Origin of the sequence: Janthinobacterium psychrotolerans (assembly GCF_001677885.1) — a bacterium.
GTDB classification, from domain to species: Bacteria; Pseudomonadota; Gammaproteobacteria; order Burkholderiales; family Burkholderiaceae_D; genus Janthinobacterium; species Janthinobacterium psychrotolerans.
On the sequence record NZ_LOCQ01000059.1, the window covers coordinates 98858 to 125028 of the forward strand.

The 26171-nt window shown below is 64.2% G+C and carries 18 protein-coding genes and 2 tRNA genes; 11 read left to right on the forward strand and 9 right to left on the reverse strand.

The window, feature by feature from the left end:
- Positions 1-261: 261 nt before the first annotated feature.
- Positions 262-4299: a phosphoribosylformylglycinamidine synthase gene (gene purL / locus ASR47_RS18965; RefSeq protein ID WP_065309357.1), complete on the reverse strand. Its 4038-nt coding sequence runs from the start codon at positions 4297-4299 to the stop codon at positions 262-264.
- Between the two features lie 274 nt (positions 4300-4573).
- On the opposite strand from purL, the gene ASR47_RS18970 reads away from it, so the two are divergent.
- The 7 genes from ASR47_RS18970 to ASR47_RS19000 all read left to right on the forward strand — a co-directional run bounded on the left by ASR47_RS18970 (position 4574) and on the right by ASR47_RS19000 (position 15609).
- Complete coding sequence (locus ASR47_RS18970; RefSeq protein WP_065309358.1) at positions 4574-6199, forward strand: tetratricopeptide repeat-containing response regulator; 1626 nt, start codon at positions 4574-4576, stop codon at positions 6197-6199.
- 102 nt (positions 6200-6301) lie between these two features.
- Positions 6302-6910, forward strand: a complete 609-nt coding sequence (locus ASR47_RS18975; protein ID WP_065309359.1) for a response regulator — start codon at positions 6302-6304, stop codon at positions 6908-6910.
- Positions 6911-6933: 23 nt separating this feature from the next.
- On the forward strand, positions 6934-7296 hold the full coding sequence (locus ASR47_RS18980; RefSeq protein ID WP_065309360.1) for an Hpt domain-containing protein: 363 nt from the start codon (positions 6934-6936) through the stop codon (positions 7294-7296).
- On the forward strand, positions 7293-9494 hold the full coding sequence (locus tag ASR47_RS18985; RefSeq protein ID WP_065309361.1) for a hybrid sensor histidine kinase/response regulator: 2202 nt from the start codon (positions 7293-7295) through the stop codon (positions 9492-9494). Before ASR47_RS18980 ends, ASR47_RS18985 begins: the two co-directional genes overlap by 4 nt.
- A 148-nt stretch (positions 9495-9642) precedes the next feature.
- Positions 9643-11292, forward strand: coding sequence for a sensor histidine kinase (locus ASR47_RS18990; RefSeq protein WP_082989039.1), 1650 nt, complete (start codon positions 9643-9645; stop codon positions 11290-11292).
- A 145-nt stretch (positions 11293-11437) separates the two neighbouring features.
- Positions 11438-14629 (forward strand): ATP-binding protein, encoded by a 3192-nt coding sequence (locus ASR47_RS18995; protein WP_065309362.1) that lies wholly within the window; start codon positions 11438-11440, stop codon positions 14627-14629.
- A complete protein-coding gene (locus ASR47_RS19000; protein WP_065309363.1) occupies positions 14626-15609 on the forward strand; it encodes a response regulator in 984 nt (327 codons plus the stop codon). The genes ASR47_RS18995 and ASR47_RS19000 overlap by 4 nt, the downstream gene beginning before the upstream one ends.
- Here the strand turns inward: ASR47_RS19000 and ASR47_RS19005 are convergent.
- On the reverse strand, positions 15606-16907 hold the full coding sequence (locus ASR47_RS19005) for an HD-GYP domain-containing protein (protein WP_082989041.1): 1302 nt from the start codon (positions 16905-16907) through the stop codon (positions 15606-15608). The two genes, ASR47_RS19000 and ASR47_RS19005, sit on opposite strands and share 4 nt — an antisense overlap.
- A 170-nt stretch (positions 16908-17077) precedes the next feature.
- On the reverse strand, positions 17078-18130 hold the full coding sequence (locus tag ASR47_RS19010; protein WP_065309365.1) for an NAD(P)-dependent alcohol dehydrogenase: 1053 nt from the start codon (positions 18128-18130) through the stop codon (positions 17078-17080).
- Positions 18131-18307: 177 nt separating this feature from the next.
- Between ASR47_RS19010 and ASR47_RS19015 the strand changes: the two genes are divergently transcribed.
- Together ASR47_RS19015 and ASR47_RS19020 are read left to right on the forward strand one after the other, a co-directional pair.
- Positions 18308-19222, forward strand: coding sequence for an AraC family transcriptional regulator (locus ASR47_RS19015; RefSeq protein WP_065309366.1), 915 nt, complete (start codon positions 18308-18310; stop codon positions 19220-19222).
- A 49-nt stretch (positions 19223-19271) separates the two neighbouring features.
- Positions 19272-19577, forward strand: a complete 306-nt coding sequence (locus ASR47_RS19020) for a hypothetical protein (protein WP_150127874.1) — start codon at positions 19272-19274, stop codon at positions 19575-19577.
- A 318-nt stretch (positions 19578-19895) separates the two neighbouring features.
- Here ASR47_RS19020 and ASR47_RS27520 read toward each other — a convergent pair whose 3' ends face one another.
- Entirely contained in the window at positions 19896-20063 is a 168-nt protein-coding gene (locus ASR47_RS27520; RefSeq protein WP_171898987.1) for a hypothetical protein, read from the reverse strand.
- Between ASR47_RS27520 and ASR47_RS19030 the strand changes: the two genes are divergently transcribed.
- Complete coding sequence (locus tag ASR47_RS19030; RefSeq protein ID WP_065309369.1) at positions 20062-21603, forward strand: bifunctional ADP-dependent NAD(P)H-hydrate dehydratase/NAD(P)H-hydrate epimerase; 1542 nt, start codon at positions 20062-20064, stop codon at positions 21601-21603. The genes ASR47_RS27520 and ASR47_RS19030 overlap by 2 nt on opposite strands.
- A 2-nt stretch (positions 21604-21605) precedes the next feature.
- On the opposite strand, the gene ASR47_RS19035 is transcribed toward ASR47_RS19030, so the two are convergent.
- Entirely contained in the window at positions 21606-22253 is a 648-nt protein-coding gene (locus ASR47_RS19035) for an ABC transporter ATP-binding protein (protein WP_171899005.1), read from the reverse strand.
- A 220-nt stretch (positions 22254-22473) separates the two neighbouring features.
- On the opposite strand from ASR47_RS19035, the gene ASR47_RS19040 reads away from it, so the two are divergent.
- Complete coding sequence (locus tag ASR47_RS19040) at positions 22474-23049, forward strand: arylesterase (protein ID WP_245714409.1); 576 nt, start codon at positions 22474-22476, stop codon at positions 23047-23049.
- 158 nt (positions 23050-23207) lie between these two features.
- Here ASR47_RS19040 and ASR47_RS19045 read toward each other — a convergent pair whose 3' ends face one another.
- From ASR47_RS19045 to ASR47_RS19060, 4 genes are all read right to left on the reverse strand, one after another.
- Complete coding sequence (locus ASR47_RS19045) at positions 23208-25130, reverse strand: SurA N-terminal domain-containing protein (RefSeq protein WP_171898992.1); 1923 nt, start codon at positions 25128-25130, stop codon at positions 23208-23210.
- A gap of 346 nt (positions 25131-25476) precedes the next feature.
- A tRNA-Asp gene (locus tag ASR47_RS19050) sits at positions 25477-25553 on the reverse strand.
- A 17-nt stretch (positions 25554-25570) separates the two neighbouring features.
- A tRNA-Asp gene (locus ASR47_RS19055) sits at positions 25571-25647 on the reverse strand.
- Positions 25648-25761: 114 nt separating this feature from the next.
- Entirely contained in the window at positions 25762-26034 is a 273-nt protein-coding gene (locus ASR47_RS19060; RefSeq protein WP_065309571.1) for an HU family DNA-binding protein, read from the reverse strand.
- Positions 26035-26171: the final 137 nt, after the last annotated feature.

Below are 26171 nucleotides of genomic sequence, written 5' to 3' on the forward strand. Positions count from 1 at the left end.
GGTTGGGTTTGAGCAGCGATGAACACTACCACTGGTTGCTAGCTGGGGGCGCTAGCTTGAAATACAAGCAAGCCGCGCACTGAAGTGACAGTTACAGGCCGCGTATATCCATGCGCAATATGTTTGGATAGACACTCTGGACATCAACCGATATTTCCCTGTCATTGGGCAAGAAAAAAGCCGCTGTTTTGCAACAGCGGCTTTTCATTTTTCGGCACTGGCAGCACGTTGCAATAAAGTGCTACCTTGCGAACAACTATATCACCCCACAAACTTCCGTGCATTCCTGAACATGCGCATCCACGGCGAATCCTCACCCCACGCCTCAGGATGATACGACTGCTGGACTGAACGGAACACCCGCTCCGCATGCGGCATTAACACTGTAAAGCGGCCGTCCGCCGTGGTCACCGATGTAATACCCTCTGGCGAGCCGTTCGGGTTGTACGGGTACGCCTCCGTCGCCGCGCCCTGGTTGTCGACAAAGCGCATGGCTTTGCTGACTTGGGTGATGTCGCCGGTTTGCGAGAAGTCGGCATAGCCTTCGCCGTGGGCAATCGCGATGCCGGCTTGCGTGCCGGCCATGCCGTTGAAGAAGATCGATGGCGAGTCCATCACCTCGACCATGGCAAAGCGGCCTTCGAATTTCTCCGACTTGTTGCGCGTGAACTTGGGCCAGGCGTGGGCGCCGGGGATGATCGATTTCAAATTGCTCATCATCTGGCAGCCGTTGCAGATACCGAGGCCGAAGCTGTCGCTGCGGGCGAAGAAGCGCGCGAACTGGTCGGCCAGGCTGGCGTTGAACAAAATGGTTTTTGCCCAGCCTTCGCCGGCGCCCAGCACGTCGCCGTACGAGAAGCCGCCGACCGCAATCACGCCCTGGAAGTCGTCCAGTTTCACTCGGCCGGCGATCAGGTCGCTCATGTGCACGTCGACGGCCACAAAGCCTGCCTGGTGCATCACGTACGCCGTTTCGATATGCGAGTTGACCCCCTGCTCGCGCAGGATGGCCACGCGCGGGCGCACGCCGGTGGCGATGAACGGCGCGGCGATGTTCTCGTTCTGGTCGAACGTGACGACAGGCAGCATGCCCGGGTCCTGCACGTCCAGCAGGCGGTCGTACTCGGCGTCGGCGCAGGCCGGGTTGTCGCGCAGGCGGGCGATGCGCCAGCTCGTTTCGCTCCACAGGCGGTGCAGTTGCGCGCGCGGCTGGGTGTAGACAAGCTTGGCGTCGCGCGTGAATTCGATTACGTCGCGGTCGTTCAATTTGCCGATGATATGGCTGCAGGCGCCCAGGTTGAAGGTACGCAGCACGTCCATGACGATGGATTTTTCTTCGGCACGCACTTGAATGACGGCGCCCAGCTCTTCGCTGAACAAGGCGCGCAGGGTCAGTTCGTTGCGGCGCTCGGCCACCTGGCCGGTCCAGTTCTTGGCGTCGCCCCAGTCGCTGGCGTGTTCGCTTTCCATGGTCAGCATGTCCAGATTCACCGACATGCCGGTGTGGCCGGCGAACGCCATTTCCGCCAGGGTGGCGTACAGCCCGCCGTCCGAACGGTCGTGGTAGGCCAGCAGCTTGCCGTCGCTATTCAATTGCTGGATGGCGGTGAAGAAGGCTTTCAGGTCTTCCGCGCTGTCGACGTCCGGCGTGGCATTGCCCAGCTGGCCCATGACTTGCGCCAGTGCCGAAGCGCCGAGGCGGTTCTTGCCGCGGCCCAGGTCGATCAAGATCAGGGAAGTTTCGCCGGCATCGGTTTTCAGCTGTGGCGTCAAGGACTTGCGCACGTCGGTGACCGGCGCGAACGAGGAGACGATCAACGACACCGGCGACGTGACCGACTTGGCAGCACCATTGTCTTCGTCTTTCCAGGTGGTGCGCATCGACAGCGAATCCTTGCCGACCGGGATGCTGATGCCCAGCGCCGGGCACAGTTCCATGCCGACCGCTTTGACCGTGTCGTACAGGGCCGCGTCCTGGCCCGGCTGGCCGCAGGCGGCCATCCAGTTGGCGGACAGTTTGATGTCGGAGATGTCGCCAATCGCGGCGGCGGCGATATTGGTGACGGCTTCGCCGACGGCCATGCGGCCCGAAGCCGCCGCGTCGATCACGGCCAGCGGCGTGCGCTCGCCCATCGCCATCGCTTCGCCCAGATAACCCTCGAAGCTCATGGTGGTGACGGCGCAATCGGCCACCGGCACCTGCCACGGGCCCACCATCTGGTCGCGCACGGTCATGCCGCCCACGCTGCGGTCACCGATGGTGATCAGGAAGGATTTGTCGGCCACGGTCGGCAGCAGCAGCACTTTTTGCGCCACGTCGGCCAGGTCCATGCCGGTCAGGTCAATCGCCGGGAAGTCGTTGGCCACGTGGACCACGTCGCGCTGCATCTTCGGCGGTTTGCCCAGCAGCACGTCCATCGGCATGTCGACCGGCTCGTTGCCCAGTTCCGTGTCGATCAGCTTCAGCTGACGCTCTTCGGTGGCCACGCCGACGGCGGCGAACAGACAGCGTTCGCGTTCGCACATGGCTTTGAACAGTGGCAGGCTTTCCGGGGCGATCGCCAGCACATAGCGTTCCTGCGACTCGTTGCTCCAGATTTCCTTCGGCGCCATGCCCGATTCTTCCAGCGGCACTTTGCGCAGGTCGAAAATCGCGCCGCGCTTGGCGTCGTTGGTGATTTCCGGGAAAGCGTTCGACAAGCCGCCCGCGCCCACATCGTGGATCGAGATAATCGGATTGTCGGGACCCATCTGCCAGCAGGCGTTGATCACTTCCTGGGCGCGGCGTTCCATTTCCGGGTTGCCGCGCTGGACCGAATCAAAATCCAGGTCGGCCGTGTTGCTGCCGGTGGTCATCGACGAGGCGGCGCTGCCGCCCATGCCGATGCGCATGCCGGGGCCGCCCAGCTGCACCAGCAGGCTGCCGACCGGGATATCGTTTTTATGCGTGTGCTGCGCCGAGATATTGCCGATGCCGCCGGCGATCATGATCGGCTTGTGGTAGCCGAACACCGCATCTTTGTCCACGCCGACGTTCTGCTCATAGGTACGGAAGTAGCCCCCCAAGACCGGGCGGCCGAATTCGTTCGAGAACGCGGCGCCGCCCAGCGGGCCGTCGATCATGATCTGCAGTGGCGAAGCAATGCGCTCGGGCTTGCCGTACTGCGCCGCTTCCTGGCGGCCGGCCAGCGGCGCGGTCACGGAAGCTGCGCTTTCCCAGCTGCGCACGGCGCCCGGCAGCGACAAATTCGAGACCGTGAAACCGGTCAGGCCGGCCTTCGGCTTGGCGCCGCGGCCGGTCGCGCCTTCGTCGCGGATCTCGCCGCCGGCGCCGGTCGAGGCGCCGGGGAATGGCGAAATGGCGGTCGGGTGGTTGTGCGTTTCCACCTTCATCAGCGTATGCGTCAGTTCTTCCGAGGCGGCATATTCGTGGCCTTCGCCGCGCGGGTAGAAGCGCGAGACGGTGGCGCCTTCCATGATGGACGAGTTGTCGCTGTAGGCAACCACCGTGCCTTTCGGCTGCAGTTCGTGGGTGTTCTTGATCATGCCGAACAGCGACTTGGCTTGCGCCACGCCGTCGATGGTCCAGTCGGCGTTGAAGATCTTGTGGCGGCAATGCTCGCTGTTCGCCTGCGCGAACATCATCAGTTCGACGTCGGTCGGGTTGCGGCCAGCCTTGGTAAAGGCGGCGTCCAGGTAGTCGATTTCGTCTTCCGACATGGCCAGGCCCAGCTCCACGTTGGCCGTTTCCAGCGCGGCCTTGCCCTGCCCCAGCAGATCGATCGATTCCAGCGGGCGCGCTTCCAGGGTGCGGAACAGATCCTGCGCCTGGTCGGCGCTGCGCAGCACCGATTCGGTCATGCGGTCGTGCAGCAGGTCGGCCACGGCCTGAATCTGTTCTGCCGCCAGCTTGCCGGCGCCGATCACGCTGCCCAGGATGCCCGACTTCAGGCTGATGCGGAAGGCGACGCCGCGCTCGACGCGCCTGATGTGCGCCATGCCGCAGTTATGGGCGATGTCGGTGGCTTTCGAGGCCCACGGCGAGATCGTGCCGAAACGCGGGATGACGAAGAACTCTTCGACACCGCCATCGGTATTGTCAGGCTGCGCCGGCTCGCCGTAGGTCAGCAAGGCGCCCAGGCGCGTGCTGTCGTCGGCGGACAAGGGCGCGCTGGCATCGATGAAATGGACATAGCGTGCTTGCACCGCGACGATGGCAGGCGAGACGGCTTGCAGTTGGGTCAGCAGGCGGTGGCTACGGAAGGCGGACAGGGCATTGGAACCCGGCAGTATCAACATGGTTGGAAGGTGGTTGATGCAGCGTGGCTGCGGGTTAAAGGTAGGTATGACAAGACAAGATCATGGTGTGGCAAATTTCCTTTGCGCGCATTATACCCGTTTTTGCCCCCTCTTTTTGCCCGAAGTTGGCCCGCCGGCACGGCGCGCGCCGATACACGCCAGGTAGTTGGCAAGAAGACGCGGCTTTGCAGTATGCTGATAAAAACGCGGTTGCCACGACCACCTGTTTGCATACCGGCCCCTGGCGGCCGAACGGATGAACGAGAGCTGAACGATGCCGGAAAATAGCAACTTATCTGTCCTCATTGTCGACCCCAACCCCAGCATGCGCGGCAATTTGCACAATATGCTGAACCAGGCGGCCATCAGCAAGGTCGAATACGCGGTCAGCGCCGGCACCGCGATCCGCTTGCTGACCAAGAAATCGTTCGATATCATCCTGTGTGAATACGATCTTGGTAGTGGCACGGAGGCCCAGGACGGCCAGCAACTGCTGGAAGACTTGCGCCACCACGAACTGGTCAAGCCGTGGACCATTTTCATCATGCTGACCTCCGAAGCGATCCACGGCAAGGTGGTCAGCGCCGCCGAATTGTCGCCTTCGGACTACATCCTCAAGCCATTTACGGTCGATGTGCTGAGCGGGCGGATCGCGCGCGCCATCGAGCGGCGCGCCATCTTCCTGCCCGCTTACCAGCTGATGGACAAGGGCGACCTGCAGGGCGCGGTGAAAGCCTGCCTGGCCGCCGAAGCGAAGCATCCGCGCCTGGCCGCCGATTTTGCGCGCCTGCGCGCCGAGCTGCAGCTGTCGCTGGGCCATTGGCAGGACGCGCAACAGATCTACCTTGACATGCTGGCCACGCGGCCGATGGCCTGGGTGCACCTGGGCCTGGCGCGCACCCTGTTCGAGCAGCAGCGCCACGAGGAAGTGGCCGAGGCGCTGGGCGTATTGATCGAACAGAATCCCCGCTTCATGGCCGCCTACGACCTGCTGGCGCAAAACCATGAAGCGATGGGCCAGCAGCTGCAGGCCAAGAAAATCCTTGAAGACGCGGTGACGATTTCGCCGCACGTGGTGCGCCGCCTGCGCCGCCTGGGCGGCATGGCGTTCGAATCGGGCGATATCGGCGCGGCCGAACGGTCCTACAAGCAGGTGGTGATCAAGGCAAAGTATTCGGAATTCCGCGACCCGGAAGACCATGTCAACCTGGTGAAAACGCTGGTAAAAAAAGGCGATGCGCCACAAGCCAGTGGCGTGCTGCGCGACATGGAGCGCTCCTTGCGCGGCGGCGCCAATGTGGAAGCGTGCCGCGCCATCTCGGCCGCCATGCTGCATGAACTGGCTGGCAACGACCTGGCGGCCGCCCACGAACTGCAACAGGCCGCCAGCGCCGCCGGCATGGCGCAAGGCTTGTCGACCCGGCTCAAGATCGGCCTGGTGCAAAGCTGCCTGAAAAACAATCTCGACGACGCCGCCGCGGAAGTGATGATGAAGATGGTCAACGAGACCGACAGTAGCGTCAGCATGGAACAGGCGGTGGACGTGTTTGAAAAGGCCGGCCGCCACGACCTGGCCAAGGGCCTGGGCCAGCAGATCAAAAACCAGGTGCAGGAACTGCTGGAAGACGCGGCCGGCAAGACCGAAAGCGGCGAATTCAAGGGCGCCGTCTTCATGCTGCGCCAGGCCCTGCGACGCACGCCGGGCAATATGCCGGTGCTGTTCGCCTCGGTCGAGGCGATCCTGCGCCAGTTGAACATGCTGGGCTGGGAGCCGGTGCTGGCCGAGCAATTGGTCGAGCAGCTGCGGGTGATCCGCAAGATCGACCCCACGCATCCGAAACTCGAATCGCTGAAGAATCAGTATGAGGCCACGCAGCACAAATACGGCATCGCTACCTGATCCTGACGGCCAGGCATGCGCTGAAATTCATGCAATTTGTGGAATTTGATTTATTTCACTCAAATAGGTATGATAGGCATTTCTCTGTCTGAATTGCCACTCATGCAAAGCGCTGACGTCTGTACCACGCAAAAAGCCGCCGAAATTCTCGGCATCTCGGTCACCTCGGTTCAACAACTGGTCGAGGCGGGCGTGATCGAAGCCTGGAAGACCAAGGGCGGACACCGCCGCATCCCGCTGGCGGCGGTCCATGCCTATCGGGGCGCGCCCGCGCCGGATGCGGGTGGCCAGTCGCGCCAGGCTGCCAACGCCGTTCCGGCCATCCTGGTCATCGAAGACAATCCGATGCAGCGCCAGTTGTACGACAAGCAGATCAATTCCTGGGGCCTGCAGGCCAGTTTGCGCTTTTGTGAAAATGGCTACCAGGCGCTGATCGAGATCACCCGCCACAAGCCCGACATCCTGCTGGCCGACATCGTCATGGAGGGCATCGATGGCTATGAAGTCATCCGTACCATCATGCGCGACCCGCAGCTGGCCGAAATGCATATCGCCATGCTGTCGAGCCTGACACCGGACGACCTGGCCGAACGCGGTGGCATTCCGTCCGGCGTGGTGTTCTTTTCCAAGCCGGTCAACTACGACGAATTGCGCGGCTATCTGCGCGCCTGCTGCGCCAGCCACGCACGACGCGTGGCGCCAGGCGCCTGATTCGCCGCCTGCCCCGCAGCACCATGAGCCAGCCCTACCTGATGATCGATCCGCCAGTGTTGCTCGCTGCCACCGGCGGCGACCTGGAGCTGTTCCGCAGCCTGTCGCAAACCTTCCTCGACACCGCGCCGGCGCTGCTGGCAAAGCTGGAACAAAGCGCCAGCGCCGGCAACCTGCCGTCCTTCATGCATGCCTGCCATACCCTGCGCGGCACCACCGTGCTGCTGGGCGGGCACGAACTGAGCGCGCTGCTGGCCGGACTGGAACGCCAGGCGCGGCTTGGCGAGCCGCCCGCTGCGGCGCCATTGCGGCAGGTGGCGCGCCTGTTCGCGCTGACCTGTGACGAAGTGCGGCTGAGCATCGCCAACGGCCAAAACGACCGATGAAGGCCGTTGCCGGCATCGGCCCATCGCTGCGCCGTCTTGCTGGCAGCTATCGTCCGCGCACCACGCTGGCCTTGATCGGCGCCGTGCTGATCGGCGCGCTGGCCGTGCGCAGCGTGGCCTCGGCCTGGGTGCTGCGACAGGAAGCGGTCGATGACTGGCGCCGCGACCTGAGCAATCTGTCGCTGCTGATGGCGGAAAACACGGCGCAAAGCATGACCTCGGCAAGCCTGGTGCTCGACAGCGTGGCCGCCGAAGTGGCCGCTGGCGCGCCGCCGGGCGTGCCGGCGCTGGTGGCGGCCTACGCCACTTTACCAACGCACCAGATGCTGCTTCACAAGATCAGCGGCGCGCCGCAGATCGACGTGGCCAGCATCGTCGGCGCCGACGGCACGCTGGTCGCCTCCACGCGCGCCTATCCGGCGCCGCCGGTCAACCTGGCCGAGCGCGACTATGTCGCCTACCACCGCGAGCACCGCGACGCCGGCCAGCATGTGAGCGCGCCGGTGCAGAACAAGGTCAACGGCAAGTGGACGTTTTACCTGAGCCGGCGCATCGACGGCGCCGGCGGCCAGTTCATCGGCGTGGCGCTGGTCGGCCTTTCCTGCGATTTTTTCAGCGATTTCTTTCGCCGCACCAGCATCGGCGAATCGGCCGCAGTCTCGCTGTACCGCAAGGACTACACCCTGCTGGCGCGCTGGCCGGCCGCGCCGCGACAGATGGGCAGGCAGAACCTGGGCGGCACCACGCACAGCATCATCGGACCAGGCGCCGACCATGGCGTGCTGGAAACGCGCGGACCGCGGGCGGCCGACGACGGCAAGCCGGTGCACCGCCTGGGCGCCGCGCGCGTGGTGCGCGACCATCCCTTGCTGGTCAATGTGACCGTCACCGAACAGGTGTTCCTGGCCGACTGGCGGCGCATGTTGCGCGCAATGGGCGGCTCGATGGTGCTGAGCCTGGCCGCGCTGTCGGTGGCGCTATGGCTGATGGCGCGGCTGCTGCGCCGCCAGGAAAGCGATGCGGCGCTGGCGCGTGCGCTGAAAGCCGAGGCGGAACAGGCCAATGCCGCCAAGTCGCGCTTCCTGGCCCTGATGAGCCACGAGATCCGCACGCCGCTGGGCGGCATCGCCGGCATGGCCGAACTGCTGGCCGACACGCCGCTGGACGACAGCCAGCGCCGTTATGCACGCCATGTCAGCGACGGCGTGCGCGACCTGACGCGCATCGTCAACGATATCCTCGACCTGTCGAAGGTGGAAGCGGGCCAGATGCCGATCATGACCGCGCCGTTCGATCCGCGCGCCCTGGTGCGCGACGTGATCGCGCTGCACCGGCCGCAGGCCGACGCCAAGGGCGTGCAGATCCGTGCCGAGATCGACGCCGCGCTCGCGCCGCTGGCCTGGTCCGACCGCGCCCGCATCGCTCAGGTGCTGGGCAACCTGGTCAGCAACGCGGTCAAGTTCACGCCGGCCGGCCTGGTCACGGTGCGGCTGGCCGGCGCCGTTGAGCAGGGCCGTGCCTGCCTCGATTTTGCCGTCAGCGACAGCGGCATCGGCCTCACGCCGCAGCAGCAGGAGCGCCTGTTCCTGCCCTACTCGCAGGCCGACGACAGCATCAACGGCGCTTACGGCGGCACCGGACTGGGGCTGGCCATCTGCAGGCAGCTGGTCAGCCTGATGGGCGGCGCCATCACTTGCAGCAGCACCATCGGCAGCGGCTCGCGCTTCGCCTTTCGCATCGTCTGCGCCGCCGCGCCCGCCGTCGCTGCCGCCGCCGAGCCAGCCGAGCTTGCCGCCGGCGCCGCGATCACGCCGAGCGCGCCGGCGCACATCCTGCTGGTCGACGACACCGAAATGAACCGGCAACTGGTCACGCTGCAGCTGCGCCGCCATGGCCACCAGATCGATATCGCCGAAGATGGCGCACTGGCGCTGGCGGCGCTGGAGCGCCAGCGCTACGACCTGGTGCTGATGGACTGCATGATGCCGGTGATGGATGGCTACCAGGCTTGCCGCGCACTACGCGAGAAAGAGTCGCGGCTGGGACTGGCGCGCACGCCGGTGATCGCGCTGACGGCCGGCGCCACTGACGATGACCGCCTGCACTGCCTGCAGGCGGGCATGGACGACTATCTGTCCAAGCCGTTCAGTGCCGCCCAGTTGAACGCCGTCATCGCACGCTGGCTGAGTCATGCCTGAACGGCGCGCCACAATCGGCTTTCGCACCTGAATCGCACAGATTTTTTAACGATTAAATTAATTTTAAAAATTAAAATCATTTAATTTGTTTTTTTCATTGCACTTTGTTACACTAGGCTCTTCATTTACCTTGTGTTCCGGAGATGCCATGTGGTCCATCGTCAAACGCCGGAGCTGGGATCGCGTCGATGCACGCATGCTGTTGTGCGCGTTCGTGGTGCTGTTGATGGCGGGCATATGGGGCGCGACACTGCTGCAATTGCGGCAGGCGCGCGACGGCGCCATCGCCGACGCCGAGCGCGAAGTGCGCGGGCTGGCACGGGTGTTCGACGAGCATGCGGTACGCACCATCGAAGCAGCCGATCAGGCCGTCACTTATCTGCGCCACCGCTATAACACGGCCGGCGCCGCGCTCGACATCGCGCAGGACCTCAGGCAGGGCCTGAATCCGGGCAATCTCTACAATTTGTTTACCATCGTCGACGCGCATGGCGACATGGTGCTGTCGAGCCAGCCGTTCAAGCCCACCAACCTGAGCGACCGCGAGCACTTCCGCGTGCATGCACGGCAGGATACCGGCAGCCTGTTCATCAGCAAACCGGTGCTGGGGCGGGTGTCGAAAAAATGGTCGATCCAGATGACCCGGCGCATCAATCACGCCGACGGCGCCTTCAAGGGCGTGGTGGTGGTCTCGATGGACCCGTTTTATTTCACGCGCCTGTATGACGAGGTCGATCTCGGTCAGCGCAGTTCGATCGCCATGATCGGCACCGACGGCGTGGTGCGCGCGCGGCGCGTGGGCAGCGCCAATTCGATCGGCCAGGACATCAGTGGCAGCGCCCTGTTCGGCCGCATGCGGGGACGTGAGCGCGGCAGCTTCGTCGAGCGCAGTCCGGTGGACGGCGTGCTGCGCTACTACGCGTTTGAAAAGATGACCAACTACCCGCTGTACATGCTGGTCGGACTCGACGGCACCGCAGTGCTGGCCGAATACCAGTCACGCCGCAAGCAGTCGCTGCTGCTTGCCGGCATCAGCAGCGCCGCGATCGTGCTGTTTTGCGGTGCGCTGATCCTGCTGATCGGCCGGCTGATCGACAGCCGCCGGCGCGCCATCGCGGCCAGTCTGGCAAAGTCCCGCTTCCTGTCGAACATGTCGCATGAATTGCGGACACCGCTCAATGGCATACTCGGTTTTTCCGAATTGCTGCTCGAACAGCTCGACCAGCCCGCGCAGATCAAATGCGCCGAGGCGGTCGCCGCCAGCGGACGCAAGCTGCTCGGGATGATCGAGGCGGTGCTCGAGCTGAGCGCGCTCGAATCGGGCAAGCAGCAGTTGAGGATCGCCCTGTCGCCGCTCGACGAGCTGCTGGAACAGGCGCTCGCGCCACACCGCGCGCAGGCTGCGGCAAAAGGCGTCGCCCTGGCGCTGTCGCGGCAGGACGGCCTGCCGGCGCTGTTGCCATGTGATCGAAGCAAGCTGGTACGTGTGCTCGACATCCTGCTGGGCAATGCGCTCGAGTTCACCGACGCCGGCCATGTCACGCTCAGGGTGAGCCAGCAAGCCGGCGCCTGCCGCTTCGAGGTGGCCGACAGCGGCGCCGGCATCGCAGCGGAACGGCAAGCGGGCATCTTCGACAAGTTTTCCCAGATCGACGATGCGCCCAGCCGCGCCCGCTCGGGCGCCGGCCTCGGACTGGCCACGGCCGCCCGGCTGGCCATGCTGATGAACACCAGCATCACCTTGCAATCAGCGCCGGGCAAGGGATCGATATTCGGCCTGCAGGTCAAAAATGGCTGAAAGTCAAGCCCAAGCTGATGCTATTTCATGCTGTTCAACAACACTATCAAGTTGCAAGTCGACTGTGTCATTGTTGATAATACGCAAGAGGTATAGCATTGAATGCATGTTAAAAAAACCAGTGACAGGCAGGCGCAGAAGCGTGATGGAATGGCTGGGACTGGCGGCGGCCTTGCTGATGGCAGGCGCGGCGCTGTCCTTGTCACACCTGGCCGAACAGGCGCGCCAGTACCACGCCGAGCGCGAGAGACTGGGCGTGCTGTCGGCCCTGATGGCGAACAACATCGAAGCGGACCTCGCCGCCACCAATGCGGCCCTGGCCGGCATCATCCACGATTATCTCGCAGGCCCCGCGGCCATCGGCCAGGGCGTGGAACTGGCGCGGCGCCTGGACGCGATCGTGGCGGCGATGCCGGGCGTGCGCGCGCTGGCGGTCCTGGACAAATCCGGCCTGGCGACGGCCGCCAGCGCACCGGACGTCATCGGCAAGAATTTTTCCGGCCGCGCTTATTTCCAGGCCTTGCTGCGCACGCCCGACGCCAGCGCCTTGCACGTCGCGGCGCCCTACCGCTCATTCAGGGACGATCTGGTGATCTCGGTGGCGCGCATGGTCACTGGCGCGGCCGGCAATTTTGACGGCGTGGTGGTGGCGACCCTCGATCCCGCCTATTTCAAGGCAAAATTTCATACGGCCATGTATGCGTCCGATGTCTGGGGCGTACTGATGCATGGAGACGGCCGGCAGATTCTCAGTTATCCGCTCAGCGGCGCCGTCGATGGAGACGACCTGGACCGGCCAGGCTCGTTTTTCCGCCGTCATCGCGACAGTGCCCTGCCGGCGAGCATCCTGCGCGGTACGCTGCATGACAACGGCGAGGCGCGCGTGATGGCGATCAACACGGTCAGGCCGGACGCGCTGAAGATGGATCGCGCCCTGATGATCGGCCTGAGCCGCAGCGAAGCGGCGATCGCGGCGCCGCTGCAGCGCCAGGCGTGGACCTGGCTGCTGGCCAGCGGCCTGGTGACGCTGGCCAGCAGCGCACTGTTATACTGGCTGCAGCGGCGACGCGCCTACCATGCGGCCCTGCAAGAGAAGCGCGATGAGGAGCGCCAGGCCCTGCTGGCCATGACCAGCAGCGAAGCGCGCTTTCGCACCCTGATCGAGGATGCGCCACTGGCCATCGCCATCTTGCGCGGCGGCTATTTCCTCTATTCCAACCCGCGCTATCGGGCGCTGCACGGCTACGCGCCGCACGACGACCTGGGCGGCCTGCCGTGGCACAGCATGATCGCGCCACAATCGCGCGCCAGCCTGGCCGCCAGCGCGGCCATGATCGACGCCGATTCGCCCGACGAACAACGTTTCGAAGCGCTGGGCCTGGGCAAGCAGGGCAGCCTGGTACCGGTGTTCAAAACCACCGCCAGGGTGCTGCTGGCCGACGGGCCGGCAACACTGGTGTTTGCCCAGGATATCTCGGCGCAAAAGCATGCGGAGCAGGAAATGCGGCTGGCGCACGACGCGGCCCAGGCCGCCAGCCTTACCAAAGCGCAGTTCCTGGCCAACATGAGCCACGAGATCCGCTCCCCGCTCAATGCCATCCTCGGCATGGCCTGGCTGCTGGAGCGGGCGCGGCTCGACGCCGAAGCGCAGGACATGGTGCGCAAGGTGCGCGCCGCCGGCCAGTCCCTGCTGTCCATCGTCAACGACGTGCTCGACATGTCGAAGATCGAGGCTGGCCACATGCGCATCGAGCAGGCCCCCTTTCGCCTGGCGGACGTCTTGGCCACGGTCGCCGCCGGCATGGCCGTGGCCGCCAATGGCAAGGCGCTGGAATTGCTGATCGACGCGCCGCCGGTCGGCGTGGTGCGGCTGGTCGGCGACGCGCTGCGCTTGGAACAGGTGCTGGTCAACCTGACCGGCAATGCGGTCAAGTTCACCGCCGCCGGCCAGGTCGAACTGCGGATCGCGGTGGCCGACTGCGAGAACGAGCAGGTGCGCTTGCGCTTTTGCGTGCGCGACAGCGGCATCGGCATCGCCGACGACAAGCGCGAGGCCATCTTTTCACCGTTCACGCAAGCGGACGATTCGACCACCCGGCGCTTCGGTGGCACCGGGCTGGGACTGACGATCTGCCGCCAGCTGGTGCAACTGATGGGCGGTGAGCTGAGCGTCGACAGCCAGTTAGGGGCAGGCAGCGCCTTCAGCTTCACGATACCGCTACGCATGCTGCCCGAAGCGCCGGCGGACCTGGATGTGGCGCCGCCCGCGCAGTCCTCCGGGCGCGCCCTGCAGGATGTTTGCGTGCTGGTCGTCGATGACAGCGACATCAACCGTGAGGTGGCGGGCCATATACTGCAGGACCAGGGCGCCCACGCGGTATTCGCCAGCGACGGCAGGCAGGCGCTCGACTGGCTGTGCGCGCACCCGGCGCAAGCCGACATCGTCCTGATGGACGTGCAAATGCCGGTCATGGACGGCATCGAGGCGACGCGGCGGCTGCGCGCCATGCGACAATTCGAGACGCTGCCCATCATCGCGCTGACAGCCGGCGCCTTCCAGGAACAGCGCGCGGTGGCGCTGCGCGCCGGCATGAACGATTTCATCAGCAAACCGTTCGATGTGCCGCTGGCTATTGCCCTGATCGCCCGGCTGCACCGGTGCCACGGCGGCGCGGCGCCCGCCATGGCGCCGCCACCGGCGCAGAACAGCCCCGAGGCGCCACAGCCCGCCGCGGCCGGCGCGGCGCTCGATCCGGTACGCGGCATGGCGCAATGGCTGGACGAGGCGCCCTACCGCCATCATCTCGGACGCTTCGGCACCAGTCATGCCGACAGCGCCTCGCGCATGCGCCAGCAGCTCGGCGCCGGCGACACCGGCGCCATGCTGGCGCTGGCGCACGCCTTGTCCGGCATCGCCGCCAACCTGGCGCTGCCAGGCGTCGCACGCGCGGCGCGCGGCGTCGAACGGCTGCTGCTGGCCAGCCGGGACCAGCATGCGATCGATGAGGTGAACGGGGCGCTGGACGTGCTGGAGCAGGAGCTGGCGCGGGCGCAGCGCGCCATCGCCGTGCATCTTGCGGCGCTGCCGCCGGCGCCGCAGCTGGCGCAAGAGGCGCCGGCGCCACTGGCCGCACTGCTCGGCCAGCTGCTGGCGGTGCTCGACCAGGACGACCCGGCGCCAGCCGAGCCGCTGCTCGGCCAGCTGCGCGCCTGGCTGCCTGGCGCGCAGCTGGAGCCAGTGACGACGGCGCTGTCCAATTTCGATTTCCGCGCCGCGCGCGCAGCCGTGGGCATCCTGGCGGCGCGGCAGCTTGCACACGCCGAGGAGCATTCATGAGCGCCCCTGTGATTCTGGTGGTCGACGACGAACCGGCGAACCTGGCCCAGCTGCGCAGCATCCTGGGCCAGGATTACCAGATGGTGTATGCGCGCGATGGCGCCGAAGCCATGGCCGCCGTGCTCAAGCATCGGCCGGCGCTGGTGCTGCTCGATGTCGGGCTGCCCGATATCTGCGGCTACGTGCTATGCACCGAGCTGCGCCGGATCGATCCCGGCCAGGCGCTGCAAGTCATTTTCATTACCGCCAACAGCGGCGCCGAACAGGAAGCGGCCGGTTTTGCCGCCGGCGGCGTCGATTACATCGTCAAGCCGGTGCATGCGCCACTGGTGCGCGCGCGTGTCGCGGCGCACCTGTCGCTGGTACGCGCGACCATGCTCGAGCGCAGCTACCGCGACGCCATCCAGATGCTGGGGCATGCCGGTCATTTCAACGACAACGATACCGGCGCGCATATCTGGCGCATGGCCGCCTATGCGGTGGCGCTGGCCCATGCCGCAGGGTGGAATGCGCAGCGCTGCGCGCAACTGGAACTGGCCGCGCCGATGCACGACACGGGCAAGCTCGGCGTGCCCCAGGCCATCTTGCAAAAGCCGGGCCCGCTCAACGCCGGCGAGTGGGCGATCATGCGGACTCATCCGCGGCTGGGCCACGACATATTGAGCAAGAGCGATGCGCCAGTATTCAGGCTGGCGGCGGAAATCGCCTTGTACCACCATGAACGCTGGGATGGCGGCGGCTACCCGTACGGCCTGGCGGGCACCGATATTCCGGAATCGGCACGCATCGTGGCGCTCGCCGATGTGTTCGACGCGCTCAGCATGCGCCGTCCTTACAAGGAGGCGTGGCCGGTGTCCGATATCGTCAGCCACCTGCGGGCGGGCGCGGGCCTGCAGTTCGATCCGCGACTGACCACCCTGTTCATCGATCTGATGCCGCAATTGCTGCAGATTCAGCAGCGCTATGCGGACCCGGCTTAACCGTCACGGCTGGCGCCCGGCGGAGCTTGCCAGAACCGGTCGATATCGGACAGGCCCCAGGTTCGTTCCTGCTCGCAGCAGATGATGGCGTCGCCCACGCCCGGCTGCGCCAGATCGAGCAACTGCGGCACGATATAGGTCAGCGACCGGGTTGAAAAGAAGACCGTTACCTTGGGCTGCAACAGCGAGCCCTGCTGTTTCTGTTCGGCCACCACGCCCAGCCTGCCCGACTTGAGCCTGACCAGCGTGCCGACCGGGTAAATGCCCAGGCATTTGACAAAGGCGGCAAAGATTTTTTCGTCAAAATGCCCGCCACGGTTCCATTCGGCCATGTGGCGCAGTGATTCGGCCGGTCCCCAGCCCGCCTTGTACGGGCGATTCGAACTGACGGCGTCATACACGTCGCACACGGCGCCCATGCGCGCGTACAGGCTGATTTCCTCGCCTTTCAAACCGTGCGGATAGCCGCTGCCGTCGAATTTTTCATGGTGGTGCAGGCACACGTCGAGGGCGATGGCGCCGATGCCGCCCGCTCCCTGCAGCAGCGCGTGGCCAGCGACGGCATGCAGCTTGACGCTGTCAAATTCTTCCGCAGTGAGTCTGCCAGGCTTGTTGAGGATGGCCGGCGGCACGGTCATCTTGCCCACATCGTGCAACAGCCCGGCCAGTCCCACTTCGCGCGTGACGGCGTCGTCCAGGCCCAGCTGGCGCGCCAGCGCGATCATCAGCGCGCACACGGCGACCGAATGCATATAGGTATAGTTGTCGGCGGTCTTCAGCCTGGCCAGGCCGATCAGGGCGCTGGCGTTGCGCATCACCGAGCCGGCGATCTCGTCCACAAGCGGCATGGCCGCCTGCATGTCGATGGCGCGGCCCATGCGCGCATCCTGGAACATCGACAGCACGGCCTGTCTCGATCGGTCGAGCAGCAGTGCCGCGCGACGCATTTCATCAGCCATCGGCGCGGGCGTGACCGGCGCGAAGCGAAAGATGGCGGCAGGACAGTCGTCGATGGCGTCGGGCACGGCCGCGGACGCCGGCGCCGCCATCCCGACATCCACATCCACATCCACGCCCTTGGCCAGATCGATCCACAATTGCGTCGTGCCGCTGGCCTGGATCTGGGCTATCGTCTGCCGGGACTCGATGGCAAAGGCGCTGTGCCAGAACGGCGTGGTCAGCCAGGAGCAGCACAGTTTGTGCACGTACATGCCAACCCGTAATTGCTGAATGGATATTTTTCTCAAGGTAGCCGCGCTGCCGTCGGCCTGCGGGACCGGTTTGATTGCCTGCGCCATCTGACGTCCTGTAAAGATAGTTCATAGAAGCAATTGTGTCATGAACGGCAATTAAAAACAACAAATAAAACTGTTTTTAACATTTTTAAGGCGTTTTATAATATTTGGCATTGTTGAAAATACGCAGGCGTACCGCCGCCGCGCGGTACGCCGACGCCACCAGCGCGGCCTTATTGCGCCAGGCTGGCCATATCGATCACGAAGCGGTAGCGCACATCGCTTTTCACCACGCGCTCGAACGCCTCGTTGATATCCTGGATGCGGATCACTTCGATGTCGGAGACGATATCGTGCTTGCCGCAGAAGTCCAGCATCTCCTGGGTTTCCTTGATCGAGCCGATCATCGAGCCGGCCAGGCTGCGGCGCGCGCCGACCAGGCCGAAGGCGCTGACCGGTGGCACGGCGCCGTCCGGAATGCCGACGATGACCATGCTGCCGTCGACCTTGAGCAGGTTGATGTACTGGTTCCAGTCGATGGCCGCGCCCACCGTGCAGATGATCAGGTCAAACGTGCCGGCCAGTTTCTCGAAGGTGCTGGCGTCATTGGTGGCGTAATAATGCGAGGCGCCCAGGCGCAGGCCGTCTTCGCGCTTCGACAGGGTCTGGCTCAGCACCGTCACGTCGGCGCCCATGGCGTGGGCAATTTTGACGCCCATGTGGCCCAGGCCGCCCAGGCCGACGATGGCCACCTGCTTGCCTGGCCCCGCTTTCCAGTGGTTCAGCGGCGAATACAGGGTGATGCCTGCGCACAGCAGGGGCGCGGCGGCGTCGAGCGGCAGGTTGTCGGGTATCGACAGCACATAGCCTTCCTTGACGACGATGCTGTCCGAGTAGCCGCCCTGGGTGGACGTCCTGCCGTCCGCTTCGACACTGTTATAGGTCTGCACCAGGCCGGGCATGTACTGCTCCAGGTCGACATTGCGCGTCTTGCAGGTGGTACAGGAATCGACGAAGCAGCCGACGCCGACATGGTCGCCGGCCTTGAATTTGGTGACGTTGGCGCCAACGGCGGTGACGACGCCGGCGATTTCATGGCCGGGCACCATCGGAAAGGCGGCGTTGCCCCATTCGTCGCGCGCCTGGTGGATATCGGAATGGCAAACGCCGCAGTATTTGATCGAGATGGCGACGTCGTCTTCGCGCGGGGCACGGCGCTCAAAGCTGAACGGTTGCAGTTTGCTGGTCGGGCTGAGGGCGGCGTAGCCTTTGGCGGTGGTGGTCATTGAACACTCCTGTAGTCGGGTTGCGGGGATCTCGCATGGCTTGCATGCGACAAGCCCCAGTGTGCACCAGCCGGCGCCTGCGCGTTACCGCGATCCTGCAAGAACTTTGCACGATAGTCCGAATGTGGCCAGGATCGCGTTCCTTCCCGCCGCTCCCCCTGCTACACTGGCGCCACCATGCCCACCTTCCCTACCCCACAAGATGAACTCGCCGCCCTGATCGGCCGCCATGCCGCCGGCAGCGGCGACTACGGCACGGCCATCGACAGCCTGTCCTTCCACCGCCGCGATGCGCCGACCGACTCGCTGTGCCATGCGGCGCGCCCCAGCGTGGCCATCATTGCGCAGGGGGCGAAGGAAGTGACACTGGGCAGCGAGGTGTTTCACTATCGCCGCATGCAGTATCTGCTGACCTCGGTCGACCTGCCGGTGCAGGCGCGCGTGGTGGAGGCGAGCGAGCAGTCGCCGCATCTGTGCGTGGTGCTGGGCATCGATATCGCCGACGTGGCCGCGCTGACGGCCCGCGACGACGCGGCGTTGTCGCGCCAGATTCCGGTCACGCGCGGCATTTCCGTCAGCGACGTGCCAAGCGACCTGCTCGACGCCATGCTGCGCCTGGTGCGCCTGCTCGACCAGCCGGCCGATATCGCCGCGCTGGCGCCCTTGGTCCAGCGCGAACTGACCTACCGCCTGTTAAATGGGCCGGTGGGCGCGCGGCTGCGCCACATGGCTTTGGCCAGCAGCCAGTCGCACCAGGTCGGGCAGGCCATCAAATGGATACAGCACAATTACTGCGCACCGCTGCGCATCGAACAGCTGGCCGGTGTGGCCAACATGAGCGTATCGTCGCTGCATCACCATTTCAAGGCGATCACCGCCATGACGCCGATGCAGTACCAGAAAACCCTGCGCCTGCAGGAAGCGCGCCGCCTGCTGCTGGTCGAAAAAATCGACGCCGGCACGGCTGGCTACCGCGTCGGCTACGCCAGCGAATCGCAGTTCAGCCGCGAATACAGCCGCCAGTTCGGCCGCGCGCCGATGCGCGACGTGGGGCAGTTGCGCTCGCAGCTGACGGGCGCGCAGCGAGCTTAGCCAGAAAGTGCAGGTCAAGCGGGCCACCTATCCGTTTCAACGCCACGGCATGCTGACCGGTGAAGTCGTGCGCCTGAGCCTGGGCGCCACCGGCAACGGCAGCAACATCCGCAGCTCCGTGCAGCCGGGCGTGAGTGTGCGGGCCAACGATGGGCAGAGCAGTGCGAACGCTGCGACGATGTACCGGGCGCGCATCCGCTTACCGCAGCAATTGCGTGCACCGGACGGCGCCATGCGGCCGCTGGCGGCAGGGATGCAGGTGGTCGCGGAGATCCATCACGGTCGGCGTACGGTGCTGGAGTATCTGCTCGCTGCTTTGAAGAAGGCGGTGGGGGAAGCTGCGCGCAAGGGTTAAATCCTCCAATAAAACTTTGATTGGTGAATGCTATGAACTGGTTGGATCGATTGTCGCTACTGGTGACTTTTTGCGGAAGTTTCCTATTGTTCGGATTTATTTATTTCATGTTGAATTTGTCCGCAGCATTTCTGGCGACCGGACCGGATAGCCAACGCATAGAGGCATTTCTTCGAGTGATGGAGTTTCTTGCGCGAATAGGGGGGGCGTTGACCGGGTCGTTAGACAAGGATACGGCTTTCTTCAGAGCTAACATTCTCTATGCATTGATATTTTCTGTCGTGATGACTTTTCGTGCGCGAAAAAAAATACAAGAAATTAATAAAAACTGATCGTCAAGAATAATGCTGAATTGCGTCCCCGCGCGCCAAGTGCGCCGCCGGACATGCCAAACGGAGGATAGATACGGTTGTTCGACAGGATCGCCTTGCATTGCACGCCGATCGGCCTTATGTTGATGGCATCGACACCAAGGAAACGCTCCATGACCCCGCTTGCCACCGCCACCCCGCTCTACAGCATCGCCGAAATCCGCGCCATCGAAACAGCCGCCACGCAGTCTTTGCCGCAAGGCGTCCTGATGGCGCGCGCCGGCCAGGCCGCCGCCAGCGCCGCCCTGAAAATCCTGCACCATCTGTCGGACGGTGACGCGGCCCATATGCGCGTGCTGGTGCTGGCCGGCCCCGGCAACAACGGCGGCGACGCGCTGGAAGCGGCGGCCCACCTGGCCGGCAGCGGCATCGAAGTGCTGGTGTGGCTGGCGCCGGAAGCCGCATCGACCTCGCCCGAACGCGAACAGGCGGCCTCGCGCGCGCGCAACAGCGCGGCGCGCTTTATCGATGGCGCGACCACCATGGCCAGCTCCGCCATCAATGCCGCGCCATGGCATCTGATCATCGACGGCCTGTTCGGCATCGGCGCCACGCGCCCTTTGACTGGCGTGTGCGGCGAGATGGCGCAGCTGGTCAACCAGCAAAGCTGTCCGGTGCTGGCCCTCGATGTGCCCAGCGGCCTGCATGCCGATACCGGGACGGTCGAAGGCGTGGCCATCCGCGCCACGCACACGATCACGTTTATCGGCGACAAGCCGGGCCTGCACACGGCCGACGGTCGCGATCACGCGGGCGAAGTGGAAGTGGCGGCGCTGGCCATAGCGCCAGCCTTGCTGCCGCAGGCCGGCGCACAATTGAACGGCGTGCACCTGTTCGCGCGCCATTTGCAGCCGCGCCGGCAAAATACCCACAAGGGCAGCTATGGCAGCGTGGCGGTGCTCGGTGGCGCCACCGGCATGTCGGGCGCACCGGTCCTGGCGGCGCGCGCGGCCCTGCATGCGGGCGCGGGCCGCGTCACCATCGGCTTTCCCGACGCGCCGCTCGCTTATGACAGCGGCCAGCCCGAGCTGATGTGCCGGCGCGCGCGCGACATCGATTTTACGGGGCTGCAGTTCGGCGCGCTGGTGGCCGGCCCCGGCCTGGGTGGCGACACCGACAGCGTGGAGTTGCTGCAGCGGGCGATCGACAGCGACAGCGCGCTGCTGCTGGACGCCGACGCGCTGAACCTGATGGCGGCCGAACCGGAACTGCAGTCGGCGCTGGCCACGCGCAGCGGCGCCGGCGCCACCATCCTCACGCCGCATCCGCTGGAGGCGGCGCGCCTGCTCGACATGACGGTGGCCGAAGTGCAGGCCGACCGCCTCGCCTGCGCGCGCCAGCTGGCCGCGCAACTGGGCGTGATCGTGGTATTGAAAGGTTCGGGCACGGTGATCGCGGCCCAGGATGGCGGCGTGGTGATCAATAACACCGGCAGCCCGGCATTGTCCACCGCCGGCACCGGCGACGTGCTGGCGGGCCTGTGTGGCAGCCTGCTGGCCCAAGGCTGGCCGGAGTGGGAAGCGGCGCTCGGCGCCGTGTGGCTGCATGGCGCGGCGGCCGACGCGCTGGTGGCCTCGGGCGCCGGGCCGATCGGCCTCACCGCCGGCGAGTTGATACCGGCGCTACGCAAGCTGATCAATGCCTTGTCGGCCTGATTTTAAACCAGCCGTCCCGCCGCGATGGTGATGGTGCGCCCGCAGCGCGCCGCGATCGAGGTATCGTGCGTGACCAGCACCAGGGTCGAGCCGCGTTCGCGGTTCAGTTCGAACATCAGCTGTATCACCGCTTCCCCGGTGGCCGCGTCCAGGCTGCCGGTTGGCTCGTCGGCAAACAGCAGCGGCGGCTCGGTGACAAAAGCGCGCGCCAGCGCCACGCGCTGCTGTTCGCCACCCGACAGGTATTTCGGGTAGTGCTTCAGGCGGCTGCCAAGGTTGACCCGGCCCAGCATGGCCTGGGCTTTTTCCTTTGCATCGGGGTCACCGCGCAGTTCCAGCGGCAGCATCACGTTTTCCAGCGCCGTCAGGTGCGCCAGCAGCTGGAACGACTGGAACACGAAGCCGAGTTTTTCCTTGCGAAAGCCGGCGCGGCCGTCTTCGTCGAGGGCAAAGATATCGGTGCCGTCGAGGATCACCTTGCCCGCGCTGGGCGTATCGAGGCCAGCCAGCAAGCCGAGCAAGGTAGACTTGCCGGAACCGGAAGCGCCGACGATGGCCAGCGTCTCGGCCGTTTGCACGGTAAAATCAAGTTGATGCAGGATGGTGAGCTCACCATCGGCATCGGGTACGCGCTTGGCCAGCCCCACCACTTCGATGGCTTGCTGGCCGCTCTGGTTCGCTGTGGATGCCGCCGGCCGCTGGCCTGAGGCAGCATGGGGAATGAAATTGGTGGAAGTCGCTTTAGGGAATTCGGGCATGCTGATCTATCTTAAAAAATTTCGTGAACAAATAAGTACCGGAAATACGAGCCAGTCGCGGCGGCGCTCGCTGTCCTTGCTTCCTGCGGCAGCCCTGCTGCTGGCGTCAAGCATGACGAACGCCTATTCTGCACCAAAAACGCTGCTGGTGCTCGGTGACAGTCTCTCTGCCGAGTACGGCCTGGCGCGCGGCACGGGCTGGGTGGCGTTGCTGGAACAGCGACTGAAGGCACAGAAGAACGACACGCGCATCGTCAACGCCAGCATCAGCGGCGAGACCACCAGCGGTGGCCGCGCGCGCCTGCCGGCCCTGCTGGCCAGGCACCAGCCCGATGTGGTGCTGATCGAACTGGGCGCCAACGACGGCCTGCGCGGCCTGCCGGTGACGGCCGCCGAAGCAAACCTGCGCGCCATGGGCGACGCGGCCAGGAAAACCGGGGCGCAAGTGGTGCTGGTAGGCATGCGCATGCCGCCCAATTATGGCCGCGATTACGCCGACAAGTTCTATGGCGTGTACGGCAAGCTGTCGAAAGAATGGAAGGCGCCGCTGGTGCCCTTCATGTTCGAAGGCATCATGGACAAGCCACAATGGTTCCAGGCCGACCGCCTGCATCCGAATGCCGAGGCGCATCCGACGATTCTGAAAAATATCTGGCCGCAGTTGTCGCCGTTGTTGGGCGCAAAGTAGGTCGGATTAGCGGCGCAGCGGCGTAATCCGACACCACCACGGTCGCGGCCAACAATGTTGTCGGATTACGGCCCGATGGGCCTAATCCGACCTACGAACTTTGCTCAGATAGAAAAATAGCCGCTCGAAAGCGGCTATTTTTTTGTGGTAGCGGAAGCTTACGGTGCTTCGGCGACCGGGGCGGCGGCGGTGACCGGTTTGACGATCTTCACCTTGGCCTTGTGTTTCAGGTACTCGACGTAATCGAACATTTCCTGCTGCGCCAGGATGCCGCTGATCTGGTCTTTCTCCTGCTGGCGGCGGGCGGCGTCCACTTCGGCTGGCTGCTGCACTTTGCCCACGCGGTAGATGCCATAACCCAGGGCCGGCAGCTCCACGCCCACATAGGCTGGCAGCTTGCTGGTGTCGGCCTTCATCACTTGTGCGATGGCGGCGCGGTTGATTCCGTCGAGCTTGCTGCGCGATACCCATTGGGCGGCGCCGAAACCGGTGGCGTCACCCGAAGTCTTCAGTGCGGCCAGCCTGGTTTCGCCAGCTTTCCTGGCCAGCTTGGCCGCTTCTTCCAGGGTTACACGCTGGCGTATCATGGCGTCGACTTCGGCCAGTGGACGCTTGGTCGCAGGCTTGAATTCCACCACGCGCCCGGCGATCAGGGTATTGGCGCCAACCGACACGGCTTCCGTGTTGCGCTTGTCTTTCAGCGAGTCGTTCGAGAAGATGGCGGTCAGGAACTTGGCGTTGTTGTACGGCGCGGCGCCCAGTGCCGGCGACGGCGTGCGCGACAGGCTGGCGACGGTTTCCACTTTCAGTTTCAGCTTGTCGGCCACTGGCTTCAGGCTGTCCGACTGCTCATACACGGTGTTGGTGAACTGTTCGGCCATTTCCGAGTATTTTTTCGCCGCGAACTGCTTGCGCAGGTCGGCCGTGATCTGGCCCTTCACTTCGTCCAGGGTTTTGACATGCTGTGGCTTGATGCTGGTGACCGTCAATACATGGTAGCCGTAGTCCGAGGTGATGACGTCGCTGATTTCGCCCTGCTTGAGCTTGTAGGCGGCTTCTTCCAGCGGTTTTGGCAAGGCATCCTTGACAACCGGGCCCAGATCGCCGCCCAGTTCGGCAGAGGCCGGATCTTCCGACTTGGCCTTGGCCACGGCGGCAAAGGTTGCCGGCGCCTTGCGCACTTCGGCCAGGATCGCTTCGGCCTTGGCCTTGGCGGCGGCCTTGTCGGCGGCGGAGGCATCTTTCTTGACCGTCACCAGGATATGGCTGGCGCTGCGCGCTTCGCCGCTGGTGTAGGCTTTCTGGTTCTTGTCGTAGTAGCTTTGCACGTCGGCGTCGCTGACGTCGACCTGGTCGCCCACGGCGGCGCCGTCGAGCACCACGTATTCGATTTTCGCCTGCTCGGGAATCTCGAAGAACTTGCCGTTCTTGTCGTAGAAATCCTTGACCATGGCGTCGGTCACTTTGACTTCGGGCACGAACTGGGCCACCGGCAGCAGCAGCTCCTGCACTTCACGCTCTTGCGAAGTGATGTCCGACAGGCGCTTGGCGACCGAGTTCGGCGCGAAGGCGCTGTTCTGCACGGCGCCGGCCAGTTGCTGCAGGGCCAGGTCGCTGCGGCGGCGGGCATCGTACATCTGTGGCGTCATGCCTTGGGCGGCCAGCATGGCCTTGTAGCGTTCCAGGTCGAATTTACCGTCCGGCAGGGTCAGGCCAGGAATTTCCAGGACTTCCTTCTGCAGCACGGCGTCGCTGATGACCAGCTTGCTGCGGCCGACTTCGGCGGCGATGGCGCGCTCGGCGATCAGGTTGTCGAGGATGCTCTGGCGCGCTTCCGGCGTGTCGAACATTTTCTGGTCGAACTGCTCGCCCATCATCTGGCGGTAGCGTTCGATCTGCTGGCGTTGGGCTTCTTCATATTGCTGCTGCGTGACGACCTGGTCGCCGACCTTGGCGATGGTGTTCGCGCTGTCGCCGAAGCTTTGGTAGCCACTGATACCGACCAGTGCAAATGACGGAACGATGATCAGCATGAGCAGGAACTGCATCAAGCGTCGATGGGTACGAATAAATTCAAACATGGTCAGCCAATTCGGGATGAGTGGAACACTATAAAAAAAGGCGAACATGCGTTCGCCTTGATTTCTTCGGCGGAATGGACGGGACACAAGCCCACTTCCCCTTTACTTCCTGATTCTACAATGCCCATAGCGCTATAGCAAGGGTAAATCAGGGCGCGCGCCGCGCCCGCCGGCGGCGTTCGCAGCCCGCGAATTAAACCTGCCGAAGCTTAAGCATGATTTAAAACCAGACATGTTTGATAATCAAAACACCGGCTGCGAATGCCAGCGGCGATCAACAACATAATCGGGCATATAAAACAAAAAACCCGCGCTGCATATTCATGCAGCGCGGGTTTTCATATTCTGGCGGAGCGGACGGGACTCGAACCCGCGACCCCCGACGTGACAGGCCGGTATTCTAACCAACTGAACTACCACTCCTAAAGAGCGTATTTTTTTGGCGGAGCGGACGGGACTCGAACCCGCGACCTCCGACGTGACAGGCCGGCATTCTAACCAACTGAACTACCACTCCGAAAAATACACATTGCTGCTTGCATCTGTTAGCGGCCAGTTTCCCGTGCCGAAAATTGCGGCACCCGAAAGCGCCGCCAGATGTTTCCGGTGATTGTCACCTCACCGAAGTCCGTTAGTTTACAGCATCCTTCAAAGCTTTACCAGCTTTAAATTTTGGAACTTTTGCCGCTTCGATGGTGATCGCTTCCTTGGTACGTGGATTGCGGCCGGTGCGTTCCGCACGCTCGCTCACCGAGAAAGTGCCGAAACCAACGAGTGTCACGCTGTCGTTGTTTTTCAGGGTTTCCGTCACGCCGCCGATAACAGCGTCGAGTGCGCGCGCAGCGGCGGCCTTGGAAATGTCAGCTGTTTCAGCAATGTGGTCGATCAATTCAGTCTTGTTCACTAGCATCCCCAATTACAAAGGTATAAAACGTTTACCGTCCTGTTGCGGCGCTTTTGGCGCTGCGGGTCCGGCGAAAAAAATGTGCAGCCGTATTAAACAAGCCGTACTGTATATGTGTCAAGCGCTTTGGGGCCGCA